Here is a 26,996-nt window from a genome sequence, read left to right on the forward strand (position 1 = left end):
GCGCAAGTCTCAATTCTCCCTAGACGTGGCCGGGCGGGCTTTCGGCCGGCGTGAGACAGCATGGCCGAGAACAACGAGTTCATCCGCGAGGTCAACGAGGACTATCGCCGGGATCAGGTCGCCGAGATCTGGCGCCGCTACAGCGGCGCGATCATCGCCGTGGCGATCCTCGTGGTGGCCGCCGTCGGCGGCTGGCGCTACTGGCAGCACGACCAGCGCGTGCGCGCCGATGCGGCTTCCGAGCAGTTCGACACGGCGAGCCGCCTCGCCCGCGACGGCAAGACCGCCGAGGCCGACAAGGCGTTCGCGGCGATCCGCACCGAGGCGCCGGGCGGCTATCGCCTCCTCGCGCGCTTCCGCTCGGCCGCCGAGACCTCGAAGCGCGACGGGGCCGCCGGTGCCGCCGAGTACGACGGCCTCGCGGCCGATACCGGCGTGAGCGACGCCCTGCGCGACCTCGCTCGCCTGCGCGCCGCCCTCCTGCGCCTCGACGGGCCGCAGCCCGACGCGGCGCTCGCCAGCCTCCAGGGCCTCGCCGCGCCGACCGGCGCGTTCCGCCACACCGCCCGTGAGATGCTCGGCCTCGTCGCCCTCAAGCGCGGCGAGTACGAGGCCGCGGGGCGCTGGTTCGACCAGATCAACGCCGACCCACAGGCGCCGCAGAACCTGCGCCAGCGCATCGAGGTCTACGCCGCCCTCGTGGCCGGTGGCCCCGTGACGGTGACGGCCGCTGTCCCCGAGCCGGCCGCGCCGCCGCCCGTGACGCGCTGACACCCGTTTTCCCCCATCCTGTACGACTGAATCGAGCACACCATGGACATGCCGACCGTCGCGATCGTCGGACGGCCGAATGTCGGCAAGTCGACCCTCTTCAACCGCCTCGTGGGCAAGAAGCTCGCCCTCGTGGACGACCGCCCCGGCGTGACCCGCGACCGGCGCGAGGGCGACGTCAACTTCGGTGGACTCGTCTTCCGCATCATCGACACCGCCGGCCTCGAACAGGCCGATGCCGATTCGCTGCTCGGCCGCATGCGTGCCCAGACGGAGGCCGCGATCCTCGAGGCCGATGTGGTGCTGTTCGTCATTGACGCCCGCGCCGGCATCCTGCCCGCCGACCAGCCCTTCGCCGAACTCGTGCGCCGCGCCGGCTGCCCCGTTATCCTCATCGCCAACAAGGCCGAGGGCGGCGCTGGCCTCGGCGGCGCCTACGAGGCGTTCTCGCTGGGTCTCGGCGATCCGATCCCGTTCTCGGCCGAGCACGGCGAGGGCATCGGCGAACTCCATGATGCCCTCACGGAGGCTCTGCCGGCGCAGGACGAGGACGACGCGGACGAGGACCCGTCCGACCGGTCCCTCAAAGTTGCCATCGTCGGACGCCCCAATGCCGGCAAATCGACCCTGATCAACCGGATGCTCGGCGAGGAGCGTCTTCTCGTCGGCCCCGAGGCCGGCATCACCCGGGATTCCATCTCCCTCGACTGGGTCTGGCGCGGGCGCCGGATCAAGCTGCACGACACTGCCGGCATGCGCCGCAAGGCCCGCATCGACGACAAGTTGGAGAAGCTCGCCGTGTCGGACGGCCTGCGTGCCGTGCGCTTCGCCGAGGTGGTGGTGGTTCTTCTTGATGCCACGATCCCGTTCGAGAAACAGGATCTCACCATCGTCGATCTCATCGAGAGCGAGGGCCGGGCGCTGGTCATCGGCCTCAACAAGTGGGACCTCGTGGCCGACCAGAACGGCCTTCTGAAGAAGCTGCGCGAGGATTGCACCCGCCTGCTGCCGCAGGTGCGCGGTGTGCCGGTGGTGCCGCTCTCGGGGCTCGCCGGCGAGGGCATCGACAAGCTCATGCAGGCGGTGACGGGCGCGGAGGTGGTGTGGAACACCCGCGTGTCGACCTCGCGCATCAACGACTGGCTGAGTGCTGCGACCCAGCGCAACCCTCCGCCTGCCGTGTCGGGCCGGCGCATCAAGATTCGCTACGCCACCCAGGTGAAGAGCCGCCCGCCGCATTTCGCCCTGTTCGGCAACCAGCTCGACGGCCTGCCGAAATCCTATACCCGCTACCTCGTCAACGGCCTGCGCGAATCGTTCGAGCTGCCCGGCGTGCCGATCCGGCTGTCGCTCCGGACCTCGAAGAACCCGTTCGACAAGGACAACAAGGGCTGAGCCGGCGCTCCGTCGCGCGGGGGATTCAACCGTCGTCCCGCGTGGTGTCTGCCAGCCAGTCCACCACCGCGGCGAGGCGCCTTTGGTCATCGGACCGAGTTTCCTCATAGGCGGCGATCTGGCGCTCGGCGCTCGTGCCGTCGCGGACGAGCCGCCGGGCGTCTTCGACCTCCGCCACGCAGCCCAGGGCCTCGGCATCCTCCGCAATCAGCGCGAGAAGCCCGTCGAGCGCCTCGGCGAAGGGCACCGCTCCCTCGTTCGCCTCGTCGATCATCTCCGCCTTCGTTCCCCCATGCTGCGCTCGCCACAGGTTCTCCTGCGCGATCGCCCGCGAGACGCCGTCGAGGCCGGCATTCAGGTCGGGGCAGCGCACGGCGCAGCGGACGAGGCAGCGGTAGAGGGCCGCGATGGTAATCGCGTCCGGGACTCGCGTGCAGGAATCCGCGATGCGCAACTCCAGGGTCGGGAACTTGATGGACGGGCGCAGGGACCACCACAGGAAACTCGCATCCTGGATCGAGCCGGCCCGGGTCATGATCCGGACGTAGCGCTCGTAGGCGTCCGCATCGGCAAACAGCTCGGGCAGCCCGGTACGGGGGAGTTCCCCAAAGGCGCTGAGGCGATAGGCGGCGAGCCCCGTCGGCTGGCCCTGCCAGAACGGCGACGAGGCCGAGAGGGCGAGCAGCACGGGCTGGAACGGCAGCAGGCGGTTCATGAGGTCGACCCGCGCGTCCGGGTCCGGCACCTCGACGTGGACGTGGATGCCGCAGATCAGGCTGCGGCGGCCGGCGAGGCCGACATCCTTCAGAATACCGGTGTAGCGCTCGCCTTGCGTGGCCACCTGTCGCGACCAGGCCGCGACCGGATGGGTGCCGGCGGCGAAGACGAGGACGCCGTGCTCGCGGCCGATCCGGGCCAGCGTGGTCCGGTGATGCGCGAGGGTCTCTCGGGCGGTGTCGAAGCTGTCCGAGGGTGGCGTGCAAGCCTCGACCTGAGATTCGAGAAGTTCGCGGCCGATCTCCGGCAAAGCCGCTCCGGCCGCGTCGTGAAAGGCGGCAAGCGACCGGTTCGGCGTCCCCCGGGTCTCGGCATCGGCCAGGAAGTACTCTTCCTCGATGCCGAAACGATACGAATGTGGGCTCATCGCGGACCTTGGGGCTCGAGGGCTCTTCTCAACCCGCCAGCTCGGTCCTTTGTGCCGTCAGGTGCGTAAGGGGCCGCCGACGAGCCAGGCCGGATCGAACCAGCGGTCGGCCTCGCCGTCATAGGGCAGGCGGGTGACGTCCCAGTGCTGGATGTACTTCGCGTAGACGTTCCAGACGCTGATCCCGCCGCCGACGAAGATGCGGCGGCCGGGATAGCGTGCCAGCACCGCCTCAGGGGCCTCGTGGCTGCGGATCACGTCGATGGTGCGGTCCCTGAACGCGAAGTCCGGCACCGAGGCGATGGTCTTCGGGCCGGCGATGAGCACGTGGCCCATGGTAATGGCGAAGAAGCGCGTCACGTCCTCGACGAAGAGCGCATCGCTGTTGCCCTCCCAGGGGAGGCGCCCGTTGAGCCCGAGTTGGCCCCGCTGGCCGATGGCGCAGATGCAGCGAACGTCGATCATGGTGTCACGGCCCTGGAGGGAAGACCATATGCGGCTCTGCGCACCCCTCCCCACAGGGTGAGGAGAGTTGCGTCAGCGACGATACCGAAAAAGAGTCAGTCCGCTATCCGCGGCGTCAGCACGCGGTTGCTTGGGAAATCGAAGATTTTGCCGGTCTCCGTCCAGGCGGGACTCGCCAGCCGGACGATGTGCGGCGCCAGATCCTCCGGCGTCTTCAAGGTCTCGGGGTCCTCGCCCGGCATGGCGGCACGGCGCATGTCCGTGCGCAGGGGGCCGGGGTTGAGGAGCATGGCGCGCACCGGCGTGGTCTCGGTCTCGGCGGCGTAGGTCCGCACCAGGGCGTCGAGGGCGGCCTTGGAGACGGAATAGGGTCCCCAATAGGCCTTGCACTTCTGGGCGGCACCCGAGGTGACGAAGATCGCCCTGCCGGCATCGGACAGGCGGAGAAGCGGATCGAGCGAGCGGATCAGGCGCCAGTTCGCCATGACGTTGATGTCCATCACCTGCGCCCAGGTTTTCGGCGTCACGTGGCCGAGCGGCGTCAGGTTGCCGAGGATGCCCGCATTGCCGACGACGATGTCGAGGCGCTTCCAGCGCTGGAACAGGCCGGCCCCGAGGCGGTCGATGGCGTCGTAGTCGGTGAGATCGAGGGGTACCAGGGTGGCGCTCGACCCCGCAGCCTGAATGGCGTCGTCGAGTTCCTCGAGGGCGCCCTGCGTTCGGGCGACGGCGACGATGTGGGCGCCCGCCGCCGCCAGGGCCAGGGACGCGGCCCGGCCGATGCCGCGCGAGGCGCCGGTGACGACGGCGACGCGTCCGGCCAGGGGCTTTTGCGAGTCGGTCATGTACGAGTCGGTCATGGCCAGGCGTTCAGTCGGCTTCCGCCAGCATCGCCAGCCGGCGCGGGCCGGCGATGGCCATGTCGGTCAGGTTCGTCGGGTAGTCGCCGGTGAAGCAATGGTCGGTGTATTGCGGGCAGGCCTCGTCGCGGCGTTCTTCGCCCATGGCCTTGTACAGTCCGTCGATGGACAGGAAGGCCAGCGAATCGGCACCGATGTAACGGCGCATGCCCTCGAGATCATGGGTCGCGGCCAGCAGCTTCTCCCGCTCCGGCGTGTCGATGCCGTAGAAGTCCGGATAGGTGATCGGCGGCGAGGCGATACGGAAGTGCACCTCCTTGGCGCCGGCCTCGCGCATCATCCGGACGATCTTGACGGAGGTGGTGCCGCGCACGAGGCTATCGTCGACCAGGACGATGCGCTTGCCTTCCACGACCGCGCGGTTGGCCGAGTGCTTCATGCGCACGCCGAGCTCGCGCACGGACTGCGTCGGCTGGATGAAGGTACGCCCGACATAGTGGTTGCGGATGATGCCCATCTCGAAGGGCAGGCCGGTCTCCTGGGCGAAGCCGAGGGCCGCGGGCACGCCGGAATCCGGGACCGGGATCACCACGTCGGCGTCGGTGGCGGATTCGCGGGCGAGTTCGTGGCCGATGTTCTTGCGCACCGCGTAGACGCTCTTGCCGTTCACCACGGAATCGGGCCGCGCGAAGTAGATGTACTCGAAGATGCACGGGCGCATGGGCCGGGCCGGCGCGAAGCGGATCGACTCGATGCCCTCCTCCGAGATCACCACGATCTCGCCGTTCTCGACGTCGCGGATGAACTTGGCGCCGATGATGTCGAGGGCACAGGTCTCGGAAGCGAGGATGTAGCGGCCGTCGAGTTCGCCGAGTACCAGGGGGCGGATGCCCATGGGATCGCGGGCGCCGATGAGCTTCTTGTTGGTGAGCGCCACGATGGCGTAGGCGCCCTCGATCTGGCGCAGGGCTTCCGTGAAGCGCTCGACGATGCGCGGCGCGCGGGAGCGAGCGGCCAGATGCAGGATCACCTCCGTGTCGGAGGTCGATTGGGTGATGGCGCCATCGCGCACGAGGTCGCGGCGGATCGACAGCGCGTTGGTGAGGTTGCCGTTATGCGCGACCGCGAGGCCGCCGCTGGCGAGTTCGGCGAACAGCGGCTGTACGTTGCGCAGGATGGTCCCGCCCGTGGTGGAGTAGCGCACGTGACCGATGGCGGCCGGGCCCCGCAGGCGGGCGATGGTCTCGCCATCCGAGAACGAATCGCCGACGAGGCCGGGGCGGCGCTCGGAATGGAACACGGCGCCGTCGAAGGAGACGATGCCCGCTGCCTCCTGGCCGCGATGCTGGAGGGCATGGAGACCGAGCGCCACGATGGCCGAGGCGTCGGGGTGGCCGAAGATGCCGAAGACGCCGCATTCCTCGCGCAGGGTGTCACCGTCGCGATCGAGGCCGTCCACGGTCCCGGCGGCCGGACGGGCACTCGGTTTCACTGCAGACATGGTGCGGTCGATCCCTGGTTGCCCGGCACTGGGCACGGTCGGCGCCGTCACGACGCCGTCATGTGAGAAGCCAGCATGTAAGCGGCGTTCGTCCGGGCACCAAGCGCGGACACCGCAGATCAGCGTCGCGAGGCGGGCGTGGCTGGCGACGGCACGTCGCTGCGGCGCTGAGCCGGCACGTCGCCCTCCGGCGGCTCGACGGGATCGGCGGGCGTCTCGATCTTGGGCTTCTTGAACTGCTTCAGGAGGCCTTCGGGGTTCTCGGGCAGTTGCGCCACCAGGGCCTCGCCGGATTTCTCCAGCATCGGCCGGCTTCGGGCCTGGGCCGCCCAATCGGGCATCTTGCCCTGGACGAGCCAGGCCAGGAACACCCAGCCGATGACGCAGATGAGGAAGCCGCGCCCGGCGCCGAACAGGAAGCCGAGGGACCGATCGACGGCGCCGATGCGCGAATCGAGGATCATGTCGGACACCTTCACGGTGATGATCGAGACCACGATGAGCGTGCCGAGAAAGATCGCCGCGATGGAGGCCACCAAGGCCACGGTGGCGTTGGTGACGTGCTGGCTCACGGTGGGCAGGAGGAGGGGATAGAGTTTCCAGGCAACGGCGGCGGCGGCAACCCACGCGATGATCGCCAGCACTTCACGGGTGGCACCGCGAACGGCCGCAAGCAACGCGGACACCACGACGATGCCGAGCACGACGAGATCGAGAACGGAGAACGGCATCGTGGGCGATTGTCACTTCAAGGGAGTTGCGGCGGCGCAGCGTATCCTGCGGCTTCCCCCGGCCGCGCCCCTGTATATCGTGCCGAATCCTGGCCGTCACCCTCAAGCCGGCGGGCGTCCCGGCCTGGGAGGGCTTCAATCGTCGTCGTACGCCACCGCGCCACGTCCCCGGTTCGAGCCGACACGGCGCGGACCGTTGCTGGCGATGCCGGCGACGAGGTCGGCGATGTGGCGCAGGGCTTCTGTGGGAAACCCGTCATTGCCGCCCTCGCCGCGCCCCTGGGGCGTCACCGCCTTGGCAAAGCCCAGCTTCAGCGCCTCCTTGAGGCGGGCCGGCGCCTGGGCCACGGGGCGGATGGCGCCGGACAGGCCGATCTCGCCGAAATACACCGTCTCGGGCGGAAGGGCCGAGCCCGACAGGGACGAGACCAGGGCGGCGGCGACCGCCAGATCCGCCGCCGGCTCGGTGATGCGCAGGCCGCCAGCGACGTTGAGGTAGACGTCGTGGGTGCCGAGGCGGATGCCGCCATGGGCCTCCAGCACGGCGAGCACCATGGACAGGCGGTTGGGGTCCCAGCCCACCACCGCGCGACGCGGCATGCCGAGGGACGAGGGCGCCACCAGGGCCTGGATCTCGACAAGGAGCGGTCGCGTCCCCTCCATGCCAGCGAACACCGCCGTGCCGGGGGCGGCGTGGTCGCGCCCGGCGAGGAATAGGGCCGAAGGGTTGGGGACTTCGGCGAGCCCCATATCGGTCATCTCGAACACCCCGATCTCGTCGGTGGGACCGAAGCGGTTCTTGACGGCGCGTAGGATCCGGAAATGGTGGCCCTGATCGCCCTCGAACGAGGCGACCGCATCGACCATGTGCTCGACGACGCGAGGGCCCGCGATCTGCCCGTCCTTGGTGACGTGGCCGACGAGGATCACCGCCGTGCCGGTGGTCTTGGCGAACCGGATCAGGGTCTGGGCCGATCCGCGCACCTGCGTGACGGTGCCGGGCGCCGATTCCACCGTCTCCGTCCACATGGTCTGAATCGAATCGATGATGCAGAGCGCCGGCGGGGTCCCCTGCGACAGGGTCTCGACGATGTCCTCGACGTTGGTCTCGGCCGCCAACTCCACCGGCATGTCGGCGAGGCCGAGGCGCTCGGCGCGTAGGCGCACCTGCGCCACCGCCTCCTCGCCGGAGATGTAGACGACGCGCTCCCCCGTGCGGGCCATGGCGGCGGTGGCCTGCATCAGGAGGGTCGATTTGCCGATGCCGGGGTCGCCGCCGAGAAGGATCACCGAACCGCGTACGAAGCCGCCGCCGGTCACCCGGTCGAGCTCGTTGATCCCGGAGGGAATGCGCGGCGCCTGCTTCACCTCGCCGGTGAGACCCTCGAGCGGAAAGACCCGGCCCTTGGCCCGGCTCGGCCGCGTCTTGACCGGCCCGGATTGGGGACCGGCGGCGCCGGTCTCCTCGACGATGGTGTTCCAGCCGTTGCAGGCTTCGCACCGCCCACGCCAGCGGTTGTAGACCGCCCCGCAGGACTGACACACGAAGGTCTGGTTGATCTTGGCCATGCTCGGTCCGGAAGAGGCCTCTCAGGCCTCGGTTCCTGTCACATAATGGCGAACATAGCGAGAACCCAGCCCCGTCAGGATCTCGTAGCCGATGGTGCCGGCGGCCCGCCCCACGGCGTCGATGTCGAGGCCGTCCCCGATGAGAGTCGCGGTGCTGCCGCGCGCCGCAGCCGGGGCATCGGTGACGTCGAGGATGACGAGGTCCATGGAGATGAGGCCGACGATGGGACAGCGCACACCGCCCACCAGGGCCATGCCCCGTCCGCTCGCTGCGCGTGGATAGCCGTCCGCGTAGCCCAACGAAAGGGTGGCGAGGCGGCGCGGGCCATCCGCCGTCCAGCGGGCGTTGTAGCCGGCGGTGTCCCCCGCCGCGACGGTACGGACCTGGGCGATGGTCGCCTCCAGGCGCACCACCGGGCGCATGGGGTTGGGCCGGCCCGGCACCGGGTTGCCGCCGAACAGGGCGTAGCCGGGGCGCAGGAGGTCGTGGTGGGCCGGCGCGCCGAGGAAGACGCCCGACGAGTTGGCGAACGAGGCGGGGATGCCCGGCAGGGCCGCGCGCAGACGCGCGAAGTCCGCCGCCTGCCGGGCGTTGACGACCTCTTCGGGCAATTCGGCGCTGACGAGATGGGTCATCAGGAGGGCGATGCCGGCCTGGGCCACGATCGGATCGCCAGCGAGGGCCAGCGCTTCCGGCACCGGGAATCCGAGGCGGTTCATGCCGGTATCGATGTGAAGCGCGGCGGGCAGAGGGGCGCCGGACGCAGCAGCCAGGGCCGCCCATTCCACCATCTCGTCGCGCGATCCGACGACCGGGCGCAGGGCGTGGGCCATGAGCGCTGGTCCGATGCCGGGCAAAAGCCCGTTGAGGACGTAGATGATCGCCTCCGGCAGGAGTGCCCGCGCCGCGATCGCTTCGCTGAGATGGGCAACGAAGAAGGTCCGGCAGCCGGCCTGCCACAGGGCCGGCGCGACCCGGTCCAGGCCACACCCATAGGCGTCGGCCTTGACCACAGCCGCGCAGGCGCGACCAGGCGCCTCGTCCGCGAGGCGCCGCCAATTCGACACGATGGCCCCGAGGTCGATGATGAGGGTGGCGCCGTGGCCGTGCAACGAAATGGTTCGCGTCCTTATGATTCGACCGGCCAAGGGACTGGCCGGTTCATAAGGGTCTCGTCATCGTAGGGGCACGTGGCGGGGAAGACGATTTCGTCGAGCCCAGTCTCTCCGGCCGCATCGAGACGGGATCGGCGATACGCGCCGGTGACGGCCTGCGCGAGGCGGCCTTTCAATCCAGGATGCCGGACCAGAAGCTCTTCGGCATCGATTCGCCCGTTGCGGATCGACAGAGTCCAACTCCGCGTCCGTTTCTCGGGCTGACGATCCCACTTCAGCAAGTGCAGGAGCGTGACGCGCAGCGCACTCTCCAGTCGGTGGTAGATCTCCCGGCCCAAATCCTCGATCTCCTCGGCGAGGTTGAGGGCATCGATCTCTGACAGACGTCCACGGCGCAGCCGCTCGGCCTGCCGATACGCCCAGGTGTAGAAATCGGTGTCGTAGGCGGTGTCGCTCATCGTCCGCTCCGCTGCGGCAGTCGCCATCACGTGCGCGAACTGGTCGGCCAAGTGCAAGGCGGGTGCACGGGCGACGAGATCGGCCAGATAAAGCTCGGCCGACGCCCCATCGGGTCCGGTGTCGCTGACGTGAGGCGCGATGTCTTCCACGGTCACAGGCAGACCCCGTGCGCAACGCAATCCGGACACCTCGAACACGCCGCGATGCAGGCGCTCGGTCCAGTCCGACTCGCGTAGGACCGATCCGATGCGGGGGCGTACGCGCCCATCGGACAGGATGAGGCCGACGAGCGCCTGCTCGGCCTCGAACACGTCGTTGAGGGTGTAGCGCTCGGGGGGAACGGCACGTTTGCCTACGCCCATGACGTGGCTCCGATCAGTCGATGCCGACCAACGTTATCACATATGCTGATCGGGAATCCGGTCCGACTGGGCGAGGTTCGAGAACCGGGTGATGTTGGCGTCGAACTGGAGTTCCACGGTGCCGGTGGGGCCGTGGCGCTGCTTGCCCAGAATCACCTCGGCCTTGCCGTGGACGCGGTTCATCTCCGCCTCCCAGGCGAAGAACTCCTCGGTGCCCTCGCGCGGCTTCTTGTTGTTGACGTAATATTCCTCGCGAAACACGAACATCACCACGTCGGCATCCTGCTCGATGGAGCCCGATTCGCGCAGGTCCGAGAGCTGTGGGCGCTTGTCCTCGCGGTTCTCGACCTGACGCGAGAGCTGCGACAGGCCGATGATCGGCACAGCGAGTTCCTTCGCCAGCGCTTTCATGCCGGTGGTGATCTCGGTCATCTCCTGCACGCGATTGTCCGAGCGCTTGCCCGAGCCCGACAGGAGCTGGAGGTAATCGACGATGAGCAGGTCGAGACCCTTCTGGCGCTTCAGGCGCCGGGCGCGCGCTGCGAGCTGGGCGATGGAGATGCCGCCGGTCTGGTCGATGTAGAACGGGATCGTCTGCATGTCCCGGGCGGCGTCGGTGATCTTGTAGAAGTCCTCCGGGCGGATGTCGCCGCGGCGGATCTTGTAGGACGGCACGCCGGACTGCTCGGCGATGATACGGGTGGCGAGCTGCTCGGCCGACATTTCGAGGGAGAAGAACCCGACGATGCCGCCGTTCACCGTCTTCATGACGCCATCGGCGCCTTTCTCGCCCTTGTAGGCCTTGGCGATGTTGAAGGCGATGTTGGTCACGAGCGAGGTCTTGCCCATGGCCGGGCGGCCCGCAAGGATGATGAGATCCGACGATTGCAGGCCGCCCATCTTGGCGTCGAGGTCGGACAGACCCGTGGCGATGCCCGAGAGCTTGCCCTCGCGCTGGTAGGCCTTGGCCGCCATGTCGACGGCGGTGGTGAGCGCCTCGGAGAACTTCTGGAAGCCGCCGTCGTACTTGCCCGATTCGGCGAGCTCGTAGAGGCGGCGCTCGGTGCCCTCGATCTGGTCGCGGGGCGAGGATTCCACCGGCGCCTCGTAGGCGCCGTTGACGAGGTCCTCGCCGATGGTGATGAGCCGGCGACGGATGGCGAGGTCGTAGATGGTGCGGCCGTAATCGCCCGCGTTGATCACCGTGGTCGCCTCGGCCGCGAGGCGGGCGAGGTACTGCATCACCGTCTGGCCGCCGAGATCGGCGTCGCCGAGATAGGTCTTCAGGGTGATGGGCGTCGCGAGCTTGCCGCCCTTGATGAGCTGCGAGGCCACCTCGAAGATTTTGCGGTGCACATCCTCCATGAAGTGTTCGGCGAGGAGAAAATCCGAAATTCGGTAATAAGCGTCGTTGTTGACCAGGATCGCGCCGAGCAGTGCCTGCTCCGCATCGATGTTGTGCGGCGCGACGCGGAATTCTTGCGTCACCGCCTGCAGATTGGCCGTCAGGGCGTTGGGCAGGGCCATGGGCTGACTCGAGGCTCCGACTTTTTCCAAGCGCGTGGGGATGTGAACGCCCGACCCGCCTTCATTCAGAGGCCGACCATGATCCACCATGGTTAAAGGGCTCTGATCACGACCGGCCGATCCGCGCACGAATCCGGCAGGAGCCGGACACGCGAACGCCCGCGACTCACGGGAGACGCGGGCGTCCATGTTGGAACAAACAAGGAACAAGTCAACCCGCAAGGGCCGTCGCTCCCCGTTCTCCACCGCCCCGAAGGGCCGGTCAGGCTTATTCGCGGTCGTCGCCGGCCTCGGCCAGCGCGGCGCCGACTTCCAGGCCGAGGTCGTCGAGGTTGAACGCCTCGCGCTCGGTGGTGGACTCGCCGCGGGCCTGACGCTCGGCTTCCTCGGGGGAGCGGGCGACGTTGACGGTGACGGTGACCTCGACCTCGGGGTGCAGCACGACGGGAACGACGTGCAGGCCGAGGGTCTTGATCGGCTGGTTGAGGGCGAACTGATCGCGGCCGACCGAGAAGCCCTCGGCGGTGACGACCTCGGCGAGATCGCGGGTGGAGACCGAGCCGTAGAGCACGCCGGTCTCGCCCGACTGGCGGATCAGCACGAAGCTCTTGCCCTCAAGGGTCTCGGCGACGGTCTGGGCCTCGGACTTCTTCTCGAGATTGCGGGCCTCGAGCTGGGCGCGCTGGGTCTCGAAGTGCTTCTTGTTGCCGGCGGTGGCGCGCAGGGCCTTGCCGCGGGCCAGCAGGAAGTTGCGGGCGTAGCCCGGCTTGACGTTCACGGTCTCGCCCATCTGGCCGAGCTTGGCGACGCGCTCGAGGAGGATGACTTCCATGGGTTTAGTCCTTCGGTTGGGGTTGGGATGGAGGCTGCCGATGGTCGTCGGCTGCGGGGCTCAAAGTCGCCCGGACGCGTCCTTGGGACGGCGCCGGTCGAGGGCGGTGTCGGCGATGCCGAACAGGGTCAGGGCCACGAAGGCGATGCCCTGGGTGACGAACAGGATGAGGTAAAGGCCGAGCAGCAAGGCGAGGCGCCCGGGCCGACCGCGACTGCGGTCATGGAAGGCAGCGAGGCCCTGGATCGCGAAGGCCGCGCTGAGGGCGCCGGCCAAGGCCACGCCGAGGACACCGGGATAACCTGGCACGAAGGTCAGCACGAGGGCGACGGCGAGGATGCCGAGGACCCGGCGCGGCATCCGCGTGGACGGCAGGTCAGGCCAGGGCCGCGGCAGACGGCCCGACACCTTCACGATTCTGGCGGCGGCCCAGAGGTAGAACACGAGGAGGACGGCCAAACCCTGTGCGGCGAGCCCCGGCGCGACGCGCGCCAGCGCGTCGGAGACATCATCCTTCAGGGTGTCGTCGGTCCTGCTCGGGTCACGCTGGCCCGTATCGGATTTCGATCCATCCGGATTGGTCGTGTCGGGGGCGGGCTGGGTTGGAGCCGGCGCAGCCGCGCGTCCCTGCGTCTGGATCTTCACGATGGAGCGCGTCATGTCGCGCAACTGCGTGTGGAAGGTCTCGTAGTTCGGCGCCGCGATGACCGCGATGGCGACGAAGGCGAGGCCGGCCGTGCCTGCGGTCCAGGCCAGAAGCCGGCCGGTCGGGTACCATTCCATGGTACCGTCGGTGCCGGGGCGGCCGAGAAGCGCGAGGTAGGCGAGCCACCAGGCGGGGAGGGCGAGATAGGCGAGGAAGCCCAGGCCCAGGAAAGGTTGAACCACGAGGGCGAGGGCGAGGCTGCCCGAAATCGCCGAGACGAGGGCGGCCTTATGGCTCCAGCCGAGCCCCACGATGAGGATCGGGAGCGGGGCGAGCAGGTAGAGGATGATGGCAAGCGTCGTCGCCTTCAGCAGTACGCCGAAGAGGAGGGCCGAGACCATGCCCGCGCCGATGCCGATTCCGAGAAACTGACCCATCGATCCCGCTGTCCCACTGTCCCGATACGGGCAGGGTTAGAGGCGAACCACATCGCCCCAACGACTCCCGGCCCTCACCATCGAAGGCCGGTACGAAAACCATACCGTCGCGGTTGCGACGGACGCCTCGGTCCGGCGGAGCCGGACCGAGGCAGCGTGAACTACTTGATCACGTAGGGCAGGAAGCCGAGGAAACGGGCGCGCTTGATCGCCTGGGCGAGCTCGCGCTGCTTCTTGGCGGAGACCGCCGTGATGCGCGACGGCACGATCTTGCCGCGCTCGGAGACGTAGCGCGACAGGAGCTTGACGTCCTTGTAGTCGATCTTGGGCGCGTTCGCGCCCGAGAACGGGCAGGTTTTGCGACGACGGAAGAAGGGACGGCGTCCGCCGCCCGCACCACCACCACCGCCACCAGCGGCAGGAGCCGCACCGGGTCCAGCACCAAATGCCATGGCTTAAGCCTCCCCGCCGAAGTTGCGCTCGGGACGGTCACCCCGATCCCCACGGTCGCCGCGATCACCCCGATCGCGGTCGCCACCGAATCCACCGCCGCCACCGAAGCCCTCGTCGTCACGACGACGGCCGCGCTCGCGATCCTTGCGGTCGTCGCGGTCGCGCTTCTGCATCATCGCCGACGGCTCGGACTCGAGCTCCTCGACGCGGACGGTCATGAAGCGCAGGACGTCCTCGGAGATCTGCATCTGACGCTCCATCTCGGCGAGGGCCGCCGGGGGGGCGTCGACGTTGAGGAGCGTGAAATGCGCCTTGCGGTTCTTCTTGATGCGGTAGGCGAGGGACTTCACGCCCCACATCTCGATCTTCTCGACTTTGCCGCCATTGGCTTCGATGACGCCCTTGTAGGTCTCGACCATGGTCTCGACCTGCTGGGTCGTCACGTCCTGGCGCGCCAGGAAGACGTGTTCGTAAAGAGGCATTTACGGGCCCTTCATATCCAAAGGGACCCGACGGCACTGATGTGCTGGAAGAGAAGCGTCGGGCCGGTTCGTACGCAATTCACCCGGCGCCAAGCCCTTCGAGCCGTTTGAAGGCCCGAGCGGTTGATCGAAGGCGGAGACACGGGACGACGGGAAACACCCCTCTCAGGATGTTTCCCTGCGCCGAGCGAGTCGGCACCGTCCGTTCAGCCCCCAGCCGGAGCGAACGCGAGGGGTGGCGGATAAACGAGTTATTCGGGATTGGCAAGGCAGCGCTCGCTCGGCTCGAAGGAACGGGCGAACGTTCGACGCATGTTGCCGGAGCTCAGGTCTCTGAGGCGCGCCCGACGGTTTCTCGATGGACGGTCTCGACGCTCTCGACCGCTTCGTGCCGGCGCAGGCGCCCGGTCAGCGCGTCGACGGCGGTGCGATCCACGTGCACGAGGCAGAGCGCGATCTCGTCGGCGGCCTCTCCCGCCCGCTGCCGGATCACAATCTGTCTCAGCTTCGACGCGCAGGGTCCGGCAAGGTCTCGCAAGGTCTCGATCGTCAGGACGCCGTGCTGCGCGACGATGCGCAGATCGTGCTTCTGGCGTCGCTCGCGATAGCGCTCTTCGATCGGCTTCATACCGGCGAGGATGCCGAGCACGATGGCGGTGGCGGCGATGGCGGGTACGTAGAGCCCACCACCGGAAGCGAGGCCGATGGCAGCCACCGCCCACAGACTGGCGGCGGTGGTGAGGCCCTTCACGACCTCGCCACGCAGAAGAATCGTGCCGGCGCCGAGGAAGCCGATGCCGGAGACCACCTGGGCGGCGACGCGTGACGGATCGAGCGTCACGTTCGGCCGTCCGAGGATGTCCGCGAACCCGAAGGCCGAGACGATCATCAGAAGGCAGGAACCGACGCACACCAGCATGTGCGTTCGCATGCCGGCTGCCCAGACCAGTCGCTCGCGCTCGAAGCCGATGATGCTGCCGAGGAGGGCCGCCACGAGCAGACGGCCGACCATGTCGAAATTGCTCAGCATGGCGGCACGCTCGCCGTACTCAAGCCACCGGTCGAGCTACTTGTCCGGCTTCTCCGATAGGAGTGCGCCGGTCTTCGGGTCGGCATGGAACTGCATCTTCACGCCGTTCTTCATGCCCTCACCCTCCCAGTGGCCATCATCGGCTTCGAACTCGGTGATGCTGGTGTAGCCCGACGCCATCAGCTTCTGCTTCACCTGATCGGCGGGCATCCAATCGGCCCCGGGCTGGTCGGCGAACGCGACGGTCGATGCGGTGCAGGCGAGGGCGAACGCGACAGCGACGGGGATTAGGCGTGACATCGTAAACTCCATGAGCCGGCAAAAAATCTCTTTGGCGTTAACAGCGATGCCAAAGGCCAGTTCCCCTGCGCCCTATCGGATCGAACGCGCGATGGCCTGCTGAATGCCCAGGATGTCAGCGCCGCGCTTGAGGGTCTTCTGGATCGGCTCGCGGCCGGACACCCAGATCTTGAGTTCCGAATCGAGGTCGAAGCTGCCCGCCGTCTCCACCGAGAAGCAGGTGATCGCCCGATAGGGCACGGTCATGTACTGGATCTTGCGGCCGGTGATGCCCTGCTTGTCCACGAGGATCAGGCGCCGGTCGGTGAAGACGATGAGGTCACGGATGAGCCGGAATGCGACCTGCACGCTTTCGCCTTCCGTGAGGATGCCGGCGAGCTGTCCGTTGACCTCCGCCGCCGAGAGGTCGCTGCCGTGGCCGAGCAGGCCGTCGAGAAATCCCATCGCGTGCCGTATCCCCGTTCGCGTTCGTCGCGCCTATGTAAGGACGAGGCCGGCCGGGTGAAACGACCGGGCGTGACGATCCCGGACGGGATCGGGTTTGGAGTCCGCGCGAACCATGTCCCTTCGTTCCTTGCGTCTCGGCGTGAACATCGACCACGTCGCCACCGTGCGCAACGCCCGGGGTGGCGCCCATCCCGATCCGATCCGGGCGGCGCGGATGGCCGTCGCGGCGGGGGCCGACGGCATCACCGCACACCTGCGCGAGGACCGGCGTCACATCCGCGACGCCGACATGGAGACCCTCGCCCGGGTCCTCACCGTGCCCCTCAATTTCGAGATGGCGGCCACCGACGAGATGATCGCCCTGGCGATCCGCCTGAGGCCCCATGCCGCCTGCCTCGTGCCGGAGAAGCGCGAGGAGCGCACCACGGAGGGCGGCCTCGACATCGTCGGGGGGCACGATCACCTCGCGCCGCGCGTCGCGGCCCTGGGGAGGGGCGGGCTGCGCGTCTCCCTGTTCGTCGAGCCCGACGTTTCGGTCATGGACGCGGCCCACCGCCTCGGCGCCCCCGTGGTCGAACTTCACACCGGCACCTATTGCGAGGCGGTTGCGGCCGGAGACGCCTCCCGTGTCGAGACCGAACTTGCCCGGATCGCCCGGGCTGCTGCATACGGCGCCGGTCTCGGACTCGAGATCCATGCCGGCCATGGCTTGGCCCTGGACAGCGTCGGTCCGGTCGCGGCCTTGCCCGAGATCGCCGAACTCAACATCGGCCACGCCCTCATCGGCGAGGCGATCTTCTCGGGGTTGGACCGGGCCGTGCGCGACATGCGGGCGGCCATGGACCGCGCCCGTCGGGCAAGCATCGCATGATCCTCGGCATCGGCTCGGACCTCTGCGACATCCGCCGCATCGAACGTTCCCTCGAACGCTACGGCGCGCGTTTCACCCACCGGGTCTTCACCGATGCCGAGCGGGCGAAGTGCGACGCCCGCGCCGCCCGCGCGCCCTCCTACGCCCGGCGCTTCGCCGCGAAGGAGGCCTGCGCCAAGGCGCTGGGCACGGGCCTGAGCCAGGGCGTGTTCTGGCGCGACATGGAAGTGGTGAACCTCCCCGGCGGCCGCCCGACCCTTCATCTCACCGGCGGGGCCGCGACCCACCTCGCCGCGATGACACCAGCGGGCCATGCCATCAGGGTCCACATCACCCTCACGGACGATCCGCCGATGGCTCAGGCCTTCGTAATCATCGAGGCGGTGCCGCTCGGCACGCCTCGGGATTAGTCGGCAGGCCCCTCGCGTTGCGGCGCCTCCTCGCATGGTCTATGCCGCCGCTCGACCGTCGATGACGGACGGGGCCTGGATTGCGGCCTTCCGTGTCGGACCGGAGAGGCCAGCCAGATGGAACGTGCCCGCGTGGACCACCAGACGAAGCATGACCTGAAGGCGGCCGAGACCGGCACCTGGGCCAGCATCAAGGAAACCCTGAAGGTCGGCGGCCAGGCGCTGCTCATCGCCCTCGTGGTGCGGACATTGCTGTTCCAGCCGTTCAACATTCCGTCGGGTTCGCTCGTGCCGACACTCCTTATCGGTGACTACCTGTTCGTCTCGAAATATTCCTACGGCTATTCGAAATACTCCCTGCCGCTGAGCGAGTATCTGCCGTTCACGGCGGACGGCCGGGTCTGGGCGGCGACGCCGAAGCGCGGCGACATCGCGGTGTTCAAGCTGCCCAAGGACAACGCCACCGACTATATCAAGCGCGTCATCGGTCTGCCCGGCGACAAGATTCAGATGAAGTCCGGCCTGCTCTACATCAATGACGTGCCGGTCAAGCGCGAGAAGATCGCGCCCTTCGAGACCACCGGCCCCTACGGCGAGCAGGCGAAAGCCGAGCAGTACCTCGAGACCCTGCCGGGCGGCGTCACCCACAAGGTGATCGAGCGCGACGGCGACAACGGCTATTGGGACAACACCGAGCCCTACACCGTGCCGGAAGGGCGGTTCTTCATGATGGGCGACAACCGCGACAACTCGACGGATTCGCGCGATCTCGCCAATGTCGGCTTCGTGCCGTTCGAGAACTTCGTCGGCCGGGCGGAGATGATCTTCTTCTCCATCGACGAGGGCACGCCGGCGTGGCAGATCTGGAATTGGCCGGCGAAGGTCCGCTGGGGCCGTCTGTTCACCACCATTCACTAGGGCGATTGCGAACCGTGGACGAAGAGGCGCGTCCTTCCAGCCGGGCGCGGCGCGCGCCCCGTCCGAAGCCCGGCCTCGCCGTGCTCGAAGCCGCGATCGGTCATGCCTTCGCCGACCAGACCCTGCTGACCCTGGCGCTGACCCATGTCAGCAAGGCCGGCGGCAACGGCCGGCTCGGCAGCTACCAGCGCCTGGAATTCCTCGGCGACCGTGTGCTCGGCCTCGCCATCGGCGATCTCCTCTACGCGGCCTTTCCGGGCGCCGACGAGGGCGACCTGTCGCGGCGCCTCGCCGGCCTCGTCCGGCGCGAGACCTGCGCGGCCGTCGCCACCGCCTGGGATGTCGGCCCGCACCTGCTCCTCGGCCCCGGCGAGGTCCAGAGCGGCGGGCGCCGCAACCAGACCATCCTGGCCGATGCCTGCGAATCGATCCTCGGCGCCGTGTTCCTCGACGCCGGCTACGCCAAGGCCAGGACAATCGTCGAGGCGGCCTTCACACCGGGCGTCGACACGGCCGCCCCGCGCGGGCGCGACGCCAAGTCGTCCCTGCAGGAATGGGCCATGGGCCGGGGCCTGCCGATCCCCGCCTACGAAGTGGTGGAGCGCTCCGGCCCCGACCACGCCCCCGTATTCCGCATCGCCGCCCGGGTCGAAGGCTTCGCGCCCGGCTTCGGCACGGGCCCGTCGAAACGCCTCGCCGAGCAGGAGGCCGCCCGCCTCGTGCTAGAGCGCGAGGTGCTCGGTCAGACTCCCACCCCAACCATGGAGACGTCGGCGGACGTCCGCGAAGGAAATTCCTCCGATGTCTGATCCCGATTTCGAGACCGACCACGACGACGACGATCTGCCGCCCCTGGTGCCGCTGCCGTCGGCGCCGATGCCGGAGAATACCACTGCGGGCTTCGTCGCCCTCATCGGCATCCCGAACGCCGGCAAGTCGACCCTGCTCAACAGCCTCGTCGGTACCAAGGTCTCCATCGTCTCCCGCAAGGTGCAGACGACGCGCGCGCTCGTGCGCGGCATCGTCATGGAGGGCGCGGCGCAGATCATCCTCGTCGACACCCCCGGCATCTTCGCCCCGAAGCGCCGGCTCGACCGCGCCATGGTCCATTCCGCCTGGAGCGGCGCGTCGGACGCCGACGCCGTGTGCCTGCTCATCGATGCCCGCAAGGGCGTCTCCGACGAGGTCGAGGCGATCCTCGCCAAGCTCCCCGACGTGAAGCGCCCGAAGGTCTTGATCCTCAACAAGATCGACCTGATCCCCCGCGACCGCCTGCTGGCGCTCGCCGCCTCGCTCAACGAGCGCATCGCCTTCACCCACACCTTCATGATCTCGGCGCTTAACGGCGACGGCATCGACGTGCTGAAGGCGACGCTCGCCGGCATGATGCCCAAAAGTCCGTGGCTCTACCCCGAGGATCAGGTCTCGGATGCCCCCATCCGCATTCTGGCGGCGGAGATCACCCGCGAAAAACTCTACGATCGTCTGCACGAGGAACTGCCCTACCGCTCAACCGTGGAGACCGACCAGTGGCAGGTGCGGACCGACGGATCTGTGCGCATCGAGCAGACCATCTTCGTCGAGCGCGAGAGCCAGCGCTCCATCGTGCTCGGCAAGGGCGGCCAGACCATCAAGGCCATCGGCCAGGCGGCGCGGCGCGAGATCGCCGAGGCCGCCGAGCAGACGGTCCACCTGTTCCTGCACGTGAAGGTGCGCGAGAACTGGGCCGACGATCCGGCGCGCTACCGCGAGATGGGCCTGGAGTTTCCGCGCGGTTAGGCATCGGCTATCACTGGCCCGTTCAGGCCACCCGTCACGCTCAATGCCGTCGAGGCGCGCGCGCCGTCGCGCCGGATCGTAGTATCATGTCCACTTCATCGTTCTCGCACGCCGTCTACGGCCTCCCGCCCGCCGAACTCATCGAGGGTCCGGAAGGTGCCGTCGAAGGACCCATCCAGGTCTCGCCGCTGATCCCGGGCTCGCCCCGGCTCGAGGATGTCGCGTCGAGTGGCCTCGATCGGATCGACGTGCTGGCGCCGGCCGGCACCATCGAGCGCCGCTATGTCCTCGCCCAGGCCCTGCGCGCCCTGCGCCCGGGCGGACGCCTCACGGCCCTGGCCCCGAAGGACCGGGGCGGCTCGCGCCTAGCGAAGGAGCTCGCCGGGTTCGATGCTCCGGCGACGGAGAGCGCCCGGCGCCACCACCGCATCTGCGTCGTCGACCGGCCCGATTCTCTCGGCGACCTGAACGTGGCCCTGGAGGAGGGCGGTCCGCGCCACATCGACAACCTCGCCCTCTGCTCCCAGGCCGGTATCTTCTCGTACGACCGCCTCGATCCGGGCTCTGCCCTGCTCCTGTCGCTCCTGCCGCCGCTTTCCGGAAGCGGCGCCGATTTCGGCTGCGGTCTCGGCGTCCTCGCCCGCTCCGTCCTTCATTCGCCGAAGGTGACGACGCTCACCCTCATCGACATCGACCGGCGCGCCGTCGAGATGGCGACGCGCAACGTCGCCGACCCACGCGTCACCATCCGCTGGGCCGACATCCGCGCCGGCCGCCTCGGCCTCAGCCGCCTCGACTTCGTGGTGATGAACCCGCCTTTCCACGATGGCGGCTCGGAGGATCAGGCGCTGGGCCAGGGCTTCATCGCCCGCGCGGCCGAAGCCCTGCGTCCGGGCGGCACCCTGTGGCTCACCGCCAATATGCACCTTCCCTATGAGAAGCCCCTGAAGGCCGCCTTCAAGACCGTGGAGCTGAAGGCCTCGTCCGGCGGCTACAAGATCTTCGAGGCCCGGAAATGAGCAAGGGGAGCAAAACCCCGACCCTGCGCCTCGATCGCCTGCTCGCCAACATGGGCTACGGCTCGCGCCGGGAGATCGGGCTGCTGACCGGCGCCGGCCTCATCGTCCTCGACGGCGCCCCCTTGCGCGATTCGGATCAGCGCATTCCGGTGACGCCCGATCTCGCCCAGCGCATGGTGGTGGACGGCGTTCCCCTCGATCCGCCGCCGGGCGTGACCCTCATGCTGCACAAGCCGCTCGGCGTCACCTGCTCGCACAAGGAGGTGGGACCGCTCGTCTACGGGCTCCTGCCCGAGCGCTGGCGCCGGCGCGACCCGGCCCTCTCCACTGTCGGGCGCCTCGACAAGGAGACCTCCGGTCTCCTGCTGCTGACCGACGACGGAGCCCTGCTGCACCGGATCATCGCGCCGAAATCCAACGTCGCTAAGCGCTATCAGGTGACCCTGGACCGCCCCCTGAAGGGCAACGAGGCGGCGATTTTTTCGTCCGGCACTCTGATGCTGGAGGGCGAGGAGAAGCCGCTCCTCCCCGTCGAGACGGAGGTTCACGACGACACCCACGCGGCCGTGACCCTGCACGAGGGCCGCTACCATCAAGTCCGGCGCATGTTCGCGGCGCTGGGCAACCACGTCGTCGCCCTCCGCCGCGACCGAATCGGCGGCCTCGACCTGCCGGCGGATCTGGAGGCGGGGGCGTATCGGGTGATGGACGCGTCGGCGATCTCGGCGATCTTCGGAGCGACTGCGGCTTAAGGCGCCCTGATCTCGGATCTCGTCGCGAGCGGTGCCCCCGGCTCGGGGGCCAGAGTCACCGTCACGGTCGCCGCACCGGAGTTGTTGCGATACATCTGCTTTGAAAATGGCACTCCAGGTGCGAGCAGACCGTCATTGATGTAGAGGAAGAGCTCCCCGGATTCCGGCGCGACGAAGGTCGCGGTCAGCGTATGGCGAAGGCGTCGCGCGATCACGGCCTGCCTAAGCGTCTCGCGTGCGTCCCCCGATAGCGAATTGCAGGCGCTCGGTCGGTTCGGCTCCTTCGTCTCCCGCGCACGGGCTTTGCACAGGGCCGCGATCTCCGCTGAGAAGTCGGCGCCGAGATCGGGGGGCGTGGTCCTGTCGTCGTGGGTGAGCGGCCATTCGGTCCCACCGGCTTTTCCGATCCGCGCCACCGGCTGGAACCAGGCCGCATCCGATCGCCGTTTCACGAGCGTGCCCAGGCGATAGGTCCATGTGGAGCTCTCGAAACCGGAAACGCCCGTGGCGAGTGTCGAATCCAGGAAGGCATCGGTCTCAGAGATCGTCAGTCGATAGGCCAAGCCTTTCGTCAGCAGCATTCCGCTGGACCAACAGGGATTGGACGGGGCGAAGGTCGCCGTCAGGCCAGCGGCGCCGGACGGTACGGCATCGGGCCCGTTCGCTGTCGCCTTGCACAGACTGCCCTCGCCGGCGGTGAAGCCCACCGCGAGCGCGTTCAAGCCGACAGCGACCGCCACCAGTGCGACGAGACCGACGAAGCCGGGAACGACGACGCGCGTGACGGCGCGGTGAAATTTTAGCAGGGGGCGGGATTTCCGTGCCCGGTCCGCCAACTCCGAAAGACGCCAAGCCGGTGCTTTCGGCGAGCCGGCCGCCCAGGCGCAATGGACGCTATCCTGGATGCTGCTCTTGAGACGTTCGTTCCAGAGATAGAATCCGATGGTGGCGCCGATGAAGATCGCGGAAATCAAGGTGTTCTCGGACAGAACGGCCACCCAGCGGCTCGCATAGCTCGGAACGAGGCTTCCGACCGAGCCGGAGACGACCCCGACCGTGCCCGCCAGACCGCTGTTCGTGGCGTCGAGATGTTCCCAGAGGCGCCGTCCTCCCGCTTCGAGGCCGATCAAGCTCCCGCCATCGATCAGGACCCGCTTCGAGAGGCCAGCGACCGCCTCGGCGATCCAGGGCAGGGCCACGGTGGCTGTCGCCGACCATGCCAGCGCCAGATAGGCGACCCGCCGCCACCACACCTGAGCGTCGACCAACGCGAGATAGCTGCCGTTCGGCTTCGGCAGTTGGGCAACCTTTGCGAATTGAGGAAAAATCCGCTGCGCCGTCGGCAGATTCAGAGGGTTCGCGCCAGCGGGATCGAGCGCCGATGAAGTGCCATCCGGCATCCGGATGATCGCACGCCGGGGCATCGGCACGGGCGCGTAGCGCTCGCTACCGAGCGTCATCTTCTCGAGGACGGAGTGATGAACGGTCGCGGATTTCTGGGGCTGAATCACCCGCGGTGCGTAGCGATAGGCGGATGCGAGGCCGGATCGCGAGTCGTGGAGCGGCCCGAAAGGCGACGCCTGCCGACGAAATCCGTTGAGCCGCCCACGGCACAGACGGAGGCCGAGCCGCTCGGCCTCCTCCGCGATCCACACCAGGGGGAGGTAGGACAATGCACCATCCGGATATCCGCCGCCGACATCGGAATGCACTCCGGCGAACCAGACTTCGTCGATCGTTTGCGACGAATCGGGCGATGGCGCATCGAACCGGATCGGCTTGAACGAGAGGCGTTCCTCATCGAGCGAGAGCGCGTGGCATGCGGTCGCGACGTTCTCGGAAAGTCTCTTGTTGCGGAAGGAGAGCGGCCAGACCGCCCTGTCGATCGCCAGGCGCAATTCTTCGAACGGAACGCCATAGGCTTCGACAGTGTCGAAGACACCGAGAAAGCGGATCGCCACTCCGTTAGGTCCCACTTCGGACTCGCCGCGCTTTGGATAATAGCTGCTGCCCCTGCGCCCTTGTTTGGTCGTTTCGTCCTTGATGGTCCGATATGCCGGGCGCCCCGTCACGCGTTGAACGGCGGCGAGAATCAGGTCACGGGCTTTGCGCGCCAGCCGAACCGTGGGCAGCATGGTCCGATCGGGCGCCGTCTCCTGACGATAGGAGCGCCAGGCTGCCTCGGCATTCCGGTCCATCTCCGCATGCGTGACCTGCGTGCCATTGATCTGGGCGGGGACGAGACCTTCATGATGGATCAGGCCGATCAGGCTGCGAACGGTGAACGCTCCGCGACTGAAGCCGAACATCCAGATTTCGTCGCCGGGCCGCCAGTTCCAGCAGAGGAAGCGATAGAGCTTCCTGACGTTCGACGGGACGCCGATGCCGGTGGCACCGTCGAGCATGGCGAACGGGCGGAAGCCGGAAGTTCCCACGCCCGGAATGTAACGGGCGATCTGATCGGGCTGCGATTGATCGATCGCCTGGAACAGCCTCCAGATGTTCGATTCCTGCGTCGTGAACGCGTTTCCGGTTCCATCAGCGAAGATGACGATCCGTCTTGGAATCATGATGGTCACCCCTGAAAATCAGGATCGGCTGGTTCCATGCGCGAGGCTGCGCGACAGCACGTTTCGGCAGAACCGAAGGTCGAGCAAAGGGTTTTGAGGCGGTGCGAGCCGCGTCCGATCGAACTCGCTGATGCAGGAGACGAGGAGCGCGGAGAGCGTGGCCCGCCGCCCCGCATCGTCCCTACTCGCGACCCCGGCGGTCCCGCTGCTCGTCAGCGCCACCAGAAGCGTGCCGTACTGGCTGAGGATGATCGCGTAGGCATCGTGGCCGATCGTGCCGTTGGCGTAGGCCTGGCAGGCGGCGTAGAGGCCGTCGCGCAGGGCGAGGACGCCCGCCGTGCGGCCCGCGAGCGGCGTGGCCTGCTCGGTGGTCTCAACCTTCAGCCCGCCTTCGCCCGACCCTTGCGGCAGGGTGACCTTGACGTTGCCGTCGGCTTTCTGTCCGAAGGCGATCGCGTAGTCCGGGCTCGGCTCGGTGCAGACCGTCGCGAGGGCCGGATAGCCGTCCGGCATCGGCCGGAACCGTTCCGTGACGAGACGGAGGTTCCCGGTGGTCGCCAGGGCCTTCGTCGTGCCGAATTCAAGGTCTGTCACCCGCAAGCTCGGGGAGTCGCAGGCGGCTGTCAGGCAGGCGATGAGACAAGCGATCACAAGACGCATGGTCGATCCTCGGCGGCACAACCTGAAGTCAGATTTCCGTTGCCTGGACATCGGCCAGAATCGGAGGCTGAGTGATCGACCGTACCGATTCGGCCGATGCTTCAAGTTGTATTAAGGCAGCGAAGTTTCAGCATGGGAATGCCCTTTCGGGTTGCCGTGAGGATTTTCCGTAACCTGTCCCGGCCGACGCGCGAATCTCGCGACGGCAACCACGCTCGCCGCTCCGCCTTGCCTCCAATTGGCCGGTCTGCTAAGGCCCCGCCCATTCCACACGCGGAGTCGGCCTCATGCCTGAATGAGGAGTTTCCGGTGATCGGGTCCTGTCGGACCCGATCGCTTCCTCCGCGGCGGCATAACCGGAGAGACCAAAGATCATGGCCGTTGATTTCAGCATGCGTCAGCTTCTCGAAGCCGGCGCCCACTTCGGACACCAGGCCCACCGCTGGAACCCGAAGATGCAGTCCTATATCTTCGGGACGCGCAACAACATTCACATCATCGACCTGGCCCAGACCGTGCCGGCCCTCCATCAGGCCCTGCAGGCCGTGAGCGACACCGTTGCCAAGGGTGGCCGCGTGCTGTTCGTCGGCACCAAGCGTCAGGCCGCCGACACCATTGCCGAGGCGGCCAAGCGGTCGGCCCAGTACTACGTCAACTCCCGCTGGCTCGGCGGCATGCTGACCAACTGGAAGACCATCTCGGGCTCGATCTCGCGCCTGCGCAAGGTCGACGAAATCCTCGACGGCGGGGCCACCGGCCTCACCAAGAAGGAGCGCCTCATGCTCGCCCGCGAGAAGGACAAGCTCGAGAAGGCTCTGGGCGGCATCAAGGACATGGGCGGCGTGCCCGACCTGCTGTTCGTGATCGACACCAACAAGGAGCAGCTTGCGATCAAGGAGGCCCAGCGTCTCGGCATCCCGGTCGCCGCCATCGTCGACACGAACTGCAACCCGGACGGCATCACCTACGTGGTCCCGGCCAACGACGACGCCGGCCGCGCCATCGCGCTGTACTGCGACCTCATCGCCCGTGCGGCCATCGATGGCATCTCGCGCGGCCAGGGGTCGAGCGGCATCGATCTCGGCGCGTCCGAGGAGCCCACCGCCGAGGAGCTGCCCGCCAACGACGAGGGCGCGGCCTCGATCGAGTCCGGCTCCGTCACCCAGGCCGATGTGGCCGCCCTCGTCGAGTCCACCGAGCACTTCGAGCTGCTCTCGGCTCCGCGCGGCGCCCCCGACGACCTGTCCAAACTTCACGGCGCCGGTCCCCAGATCGTGCAGAAGCTCAACGAGGCCGGCGTCTATCATTATTGGCAGATCGCCGCGATGAGCGATGCGGACGTCGCCAAGGTCGATGCCGATCTCAAGCTCAACGGCCGCATCGGACGTGACGGCTGGATCGAGCAGGCCCGCGGCTTCGCCGAGGCCGCCGCGGCCGCCTGATCCCGCCCGGCGGCCCGTCACCGGGCCGCCACCGACGGATCGACATCA

At 68.0% G+C, this 26,996-nt stretch carries 28 protein-coding genes; 10 read left to right on the top strand and 18 right to left on the bottom strand.

Annotated features, from left to right (window positions below; genetic code table 11):
- Nucleotides 1-60: 60 nt before the first annotated feature.
- Both MKK49_RS17025 and der read left to right on the top strand, forming a co-directional pair.
- A complete protein-coding gene (locus MKK49_RS17025) occupies nucleotides 61-771 on the top strand; it encodes a tetratricopeptide repeat protein (protein WP_244030561.1) in 711 nt (236 codons plus the stop codon).
- A gap of 42 nt (nucleotides 772-813) precedes the next feature.
- Nucleotides 814-2,166 carry a ribosome biogenesis GTPase Der gene (gene der, locus MKK49_RS17030; RefSeq protein WP_244030565.1) on the top strand — a complete coding sequence of 451 codons (1,353 nt, stop codon included), beginning with the start codon at nucleotides 814-816 and terminating at the stop codon, nucleotides 2,164-2,166.
- Between the two features lie 25 nt (nucleotides 2,167-2,191).
- Here the strand turns inward: der and MKK49_RS17035 are convergent, their stop codons facing one another.
- The 16 genes from MKK49_RS17035 to MKK49_RS17110 form a co-directional block, all read right to left on the bottom strand.
- Nucleotides 2,192-3,310 carry a carboxylate-amine ligase gene (locus MKK49_RS17035; protein WP_244030567.1) on the bottom strand — a complete coding sequence of 373 codons (1,119 nt, stop codon included), beginning with the start codon at nucleotides 3,308-3,310 and terminating at the stop codon, nucleotides 2,192-2,194.
- A 57-nt stretch (nucleotides 3,311-3,367) separates the two neighbouring features.
- On the bottom strand, nucleotides 3,368-3,775 hold the full coding sequence (locus MKK49_RS17040) for a dihydrofolate reductase (protein ID WP_244030568.1): 408 nt from the start codon (nucleotides 3,773-3,775) through the stop codon (nucleotides 3,368-3,370).
- Nucleotides 3,776-3,870: 95 nt separating this feature from the next.
- Nucleotides 3,871-4,620, bottom strand: a complete 750-nt coding sequence (locus MKK49_RS17045; RefSeq protein ID WP_244030573.1) for an SDR family NAD(P)-dependent oxidoreductase — start codon at nucleotides 4,618-4,620, stop codon at nucleotides 3,871-3,873.
- A 25-nt stretch (nucleotides 4,621-4,645) separates the two neighbouring features.
- On the bottom strand, nucleotides 4,646-6,136 hold the full coding sequence (purF, locus tag MKK49_RS17050) for an amidophosphoribosyltransferase (RefSeq protein WP_244030576.1): 1,491 nt from the start codon (nucleotides 6,134-6,136) through the stop codon (nucleotides 4,646-4,648).
- Nucleotides 6,137-6,255: 119 nt separating this feature from the next.
- The gene (locus MKK49_RS17055) at nucleotides 6,256-6,867 is read right to left on the bottom strand and encodes a CvpA family protein (protein ID WP_244030580.1); all 612 of its coding nucleotides are present in this window, start codon (nucleotides 6,865-6,867) and stop codon (nucleotides 6,256-6,258) included.
- Nucleotides 6,868-7,002: 135 nt separating this feature from the next.
- Nucleotides 7,003-8,436 carry a DNA repair protein RadA gene (radA, locus tag MKK49_RS17060; RefSeq protein ID WP_244030586.1) on the bottom strand — a complete coding sequence of 478 codons (1,434 nt, stop codon included), beginning with the start codon at nucleotides 8,434-8,436 and terminating at the stop codon, nucleotides 7,003-7,005.
- A gap of 21 nt (nucleotides 8,437-8,457) precedes the next feature.
- Nucleotides 8,458-9,549 (bottom strand): alanine racemase, encoded by a 1,092-nt coding sequence (gene alr, locus MKK49_RS17065; RefSeq protein ID WP_279595604.1) that lies wholly within the window; start codon nucleotides 9,547-9,549, stop codon nucleotides 8,458-8,460.
- Nucleotides 9,550-9,566: 17 nt separating this feature from the next.
- On the bottom strand, nucleotides 9,567-10,373 hold the full coding sequence (locus MKK49_RS17070) for a DUF29 domain-containing protein (RefSeq protein ID WP_244030588.1): 807 nt from the start codon (nucleotides 10,371-10,373) through the stop codon (nucleotides 9,567-9,569).
- Between the two features lie 36 nt (nucleotides 10,374-10,409).
- Complete coding sequence (locus tag MKK49_RS17075) at nucleotides 10,410-11,900, bottom strand: replicative DNA helicase (protein ID WP_244030590.1); 1,491 nt, start codon at nucleotides 11,898-11,900, stop codon at nucleotides 10,410-10,412.
- Nucleotides 11,901-12,168: 268 nt separating this feature from the next.
- Entirely contained in the window at nucleotides 12,169-12,732 is a 564-nt protein-coding gene (gene rplI, locus MKK49_RS17080) for a 50S ribosomal protein L9 (protein ID WP_244030592.1), read from the bottom strand.
- 60 nt (nucleotides 12,733-12,792) lie between these two features.
- Nucleotides 12,793-13,815 carry a DUF2232 domain-containing protein gene (locus MKK49_RS17085; protein ID WP_244030594.1) on the bottom strand — a complete coding sequence of 341 codons (1,023 nt, stop codon included), beginning with the start codon at nucleotides 13,813-13,815 and terminating at the stop codon, nucleotides 12,793-12,795.
- A gap of 161 nt (nucleotides 13,816-13,976) precedes the next feature.
- A complete protein-coding gene (gene rpsR, locus MKK49_RS17090) occupies nucleotides 13,977-14,267 on the bottom strand; it encodes a 30S ribosomal protein S18 (RefSeq protein ID WP_244030599.1) in 291 nt (96 codons plus the stop codon).
- Between the two features lie 3 nt (nucleotides 14,268-14,270).
- Complete coding sequence (gene rpsF, locus MKK49_RS17095) at nucleotides 14,271-14,750, bottom strand: 30S ribosomal protein S6 (RefSeq protein WP_056086650.1); 480 nt, start codon at nucleotides 14,748-14,750, stop codon at nucleotides 14,271-14,273.
- A 325-nt stretch (nucleotides 14,751-15,075) separates the two neighbouring features.
- Entirely contained in the window at nucleotides 15,076-15,780 is a 705-nt protein-coding gene (locus MKK49_RS17100; protein WP_244030601.1) for an MgtC/SapB family protein, read from the bottom strand.
- Between the two features lie 36 nt (nucleotides 15,781-15,816).
- Nucleotides 15,817-16,080 carry a PepSY domain-containing protein gene (locus MKK49_RS17105; protein ID WP_244030603.1) on the bottom strand — a complete coding sequence of 88 codons (264 nt, stop codon included), beginning with the start codon at nucleotides 16,078-16,080 and terminating at the stop codon, nucleotides 15,817-15,819.
- 72 nt (nucleotides 16,081-16,152) lie between these two features.
- Nucleotides 16,153-16,524, bottom strand: a complete 372-nt coding sequence (locus MKK49_RS17110; protein ID WP_244030605.1) for a PH domain-containing protein — start codon at nucleotides 16,522-16,524, stop codon at nucleotides 16,153-16,155.
- Between the two features lie 115 nt (nucleotides 16,525-16,639).
- Here MKK49_RS17110 and MKK49_RS17115 point away from each other — a divergent pair, with 115 nt between their 5' ends.
- The 7 genes from MKK49_RS17115 to MKK49_RS17145 all read left to right on the top strand — a co-directional run bounded on the left by MKK49_RS17115 (nucleotide 16,640) and on the right by MKK49_RS17145 (nucleotide 22,276).
- Nucleotides 16,640-17,398 (top strand): pyridoxine 5'-phosphate synthase, encoded by a 759-nt coding sequence (locus tag MKK49_RS17115; RefSeq protein ID WP_244030607.1) that lies wholly within the window; start codon nucleotides 16,640-16,642, stop codon nucleotides 17,396-17,398.
- Complete coding sequence (gene acpS, locus MKK49_RS17120; protein ID WP_244030611.1) at nucleotides 17,395-17,808, top strand: holo-ACP synthase; 414 nt, start codon at nucleotides 17,395-17,397, stop codon at nucleotides 17,806-17,808. The genes MKK49_RS17115 and acpS overlap by 4 nt, the downstream gene beginning before the upstream one ends.
- Nucleotides 17,809-17,925: 117 nt before the next feature.
- A complete protein-coding gene (lepB, locus tag MKK49_RS17125; protein WP_244030612.1) occupies nucleotides 17,926-18,726 on the top strand; it encodes a signal peptidase I in 801 nt (266 codons plus the stop codon).
- A 14-nt stretch (nucleotides 18,727-18,740) separates the two neighbouring features.
- On the top strand, nucleotides 18,741-19,535 hold the full coding sequence (gene rnc / locus MKK49_RS17130) for a ribonuclease III (RefSeq protein WP_244030613.1): 795 nt from the start codon (nucleotides 18,741-18,743) through the stop codon (nucleotides 19,533-19,535).
- Between the two features lie 67 nt (nucleotides 19,536-19,602).
- Entirely contained in the window at nucleotides 19,603-20,505 is a 903-nt protein-coding gene (gene era / locus MKK49_RS17135) for a GTPase Era (protein WP_409565101.1), read from the top strand.
- An 86-nt stretch (nucleotides 20,506-20,591) separates the two neighbouring features.
- Complete coding sequence (locus tag MKK49_RS17140) at nucleotides 20,592-21,524, top strand: methyltransferase (RefSeq protein ID WP_244030620.1); 933 nt, start codon at nucleotides 20,592-20,594, stop codon at nucleotides 21,522-21,524.
- Entirely contained in the window at nucleotides 21,521-22,276 is a 756-nt protein-coding gene (locus MKK49_RS17145) for a pseudouridine synthase (RefSeq protein WP_244030622.1), read from the top strand. The genes MKK49_RS17140 and MKK49_RS17145 overlap by 4 nt, the downstream gene beginning before the upstream one ends.
- Here MKK49_RS17145 and MKK49_RS17150 read toward each other — a convergent pair.
- Together MKK49_RS17150 and MKK49_RS17155 are read right to left on the bottom strand one after the other, a co-directional pair.
- Nucleotides 22,273-24,846: a DUF2235 domain-containing protein gene (locus tag MKK49_RS17150; RefSeq protein WP_244031260.1), complete on the bottom strand. Its 2,574-nt coding sequence runs from the start codon at nucleotides 24,844-24,846 to the stop codon at nucleotides 22,273-22,275. The genes MKK49_RS17145 and MKK49_RS17150 overlap by 4 nt on opposite strands.
- Before the next feature lie 18 nt (nucleotides 24,847-24,864).
- Nucleotides 24,865-25,440, bottom strand: coding sequence for a hypothetical protein (locus MKK49_RS17155; RefSeq protein ID WP_244030624.1), 576 nt, complete (start codon nucleotides 25,438-25,440; stop codon nucleotides 24,865-24,867).
- 440 nt (nucleotides 25,441-25,880) lie between these two features.
- Here MKK49_RS17155 and MKK49_RS17160 point away from each other — a divergent pair, with 440 nt between their 5' ends.
- The gene (locus MKK49_RS17160; RefSeq protein WP_244030626.1) at nucleotides 25,881-26,948 is read left to right on the top strand and encodes a 30S ribosomal protein S2; all 1,068 of its coding nucleotides are present in this window, start codon (nucleotides 25,881-25,883) and stop codon (nucleotides 26,946-26,948) included.
- The last annotated feature ends 48 nt before the right edge of the window (nucleotides 26,949-26,996 follow it).

The sequence above is a fragment of the Methylobacterium sp. J-090 genome (genome assembly GCF_022829345.1).
Classification (GTDB): Bacteria; Pseudomonadota; Alphaproteobacteria; order Rhizobiales; family Beijerinckiaceae; genus Methylobacterium.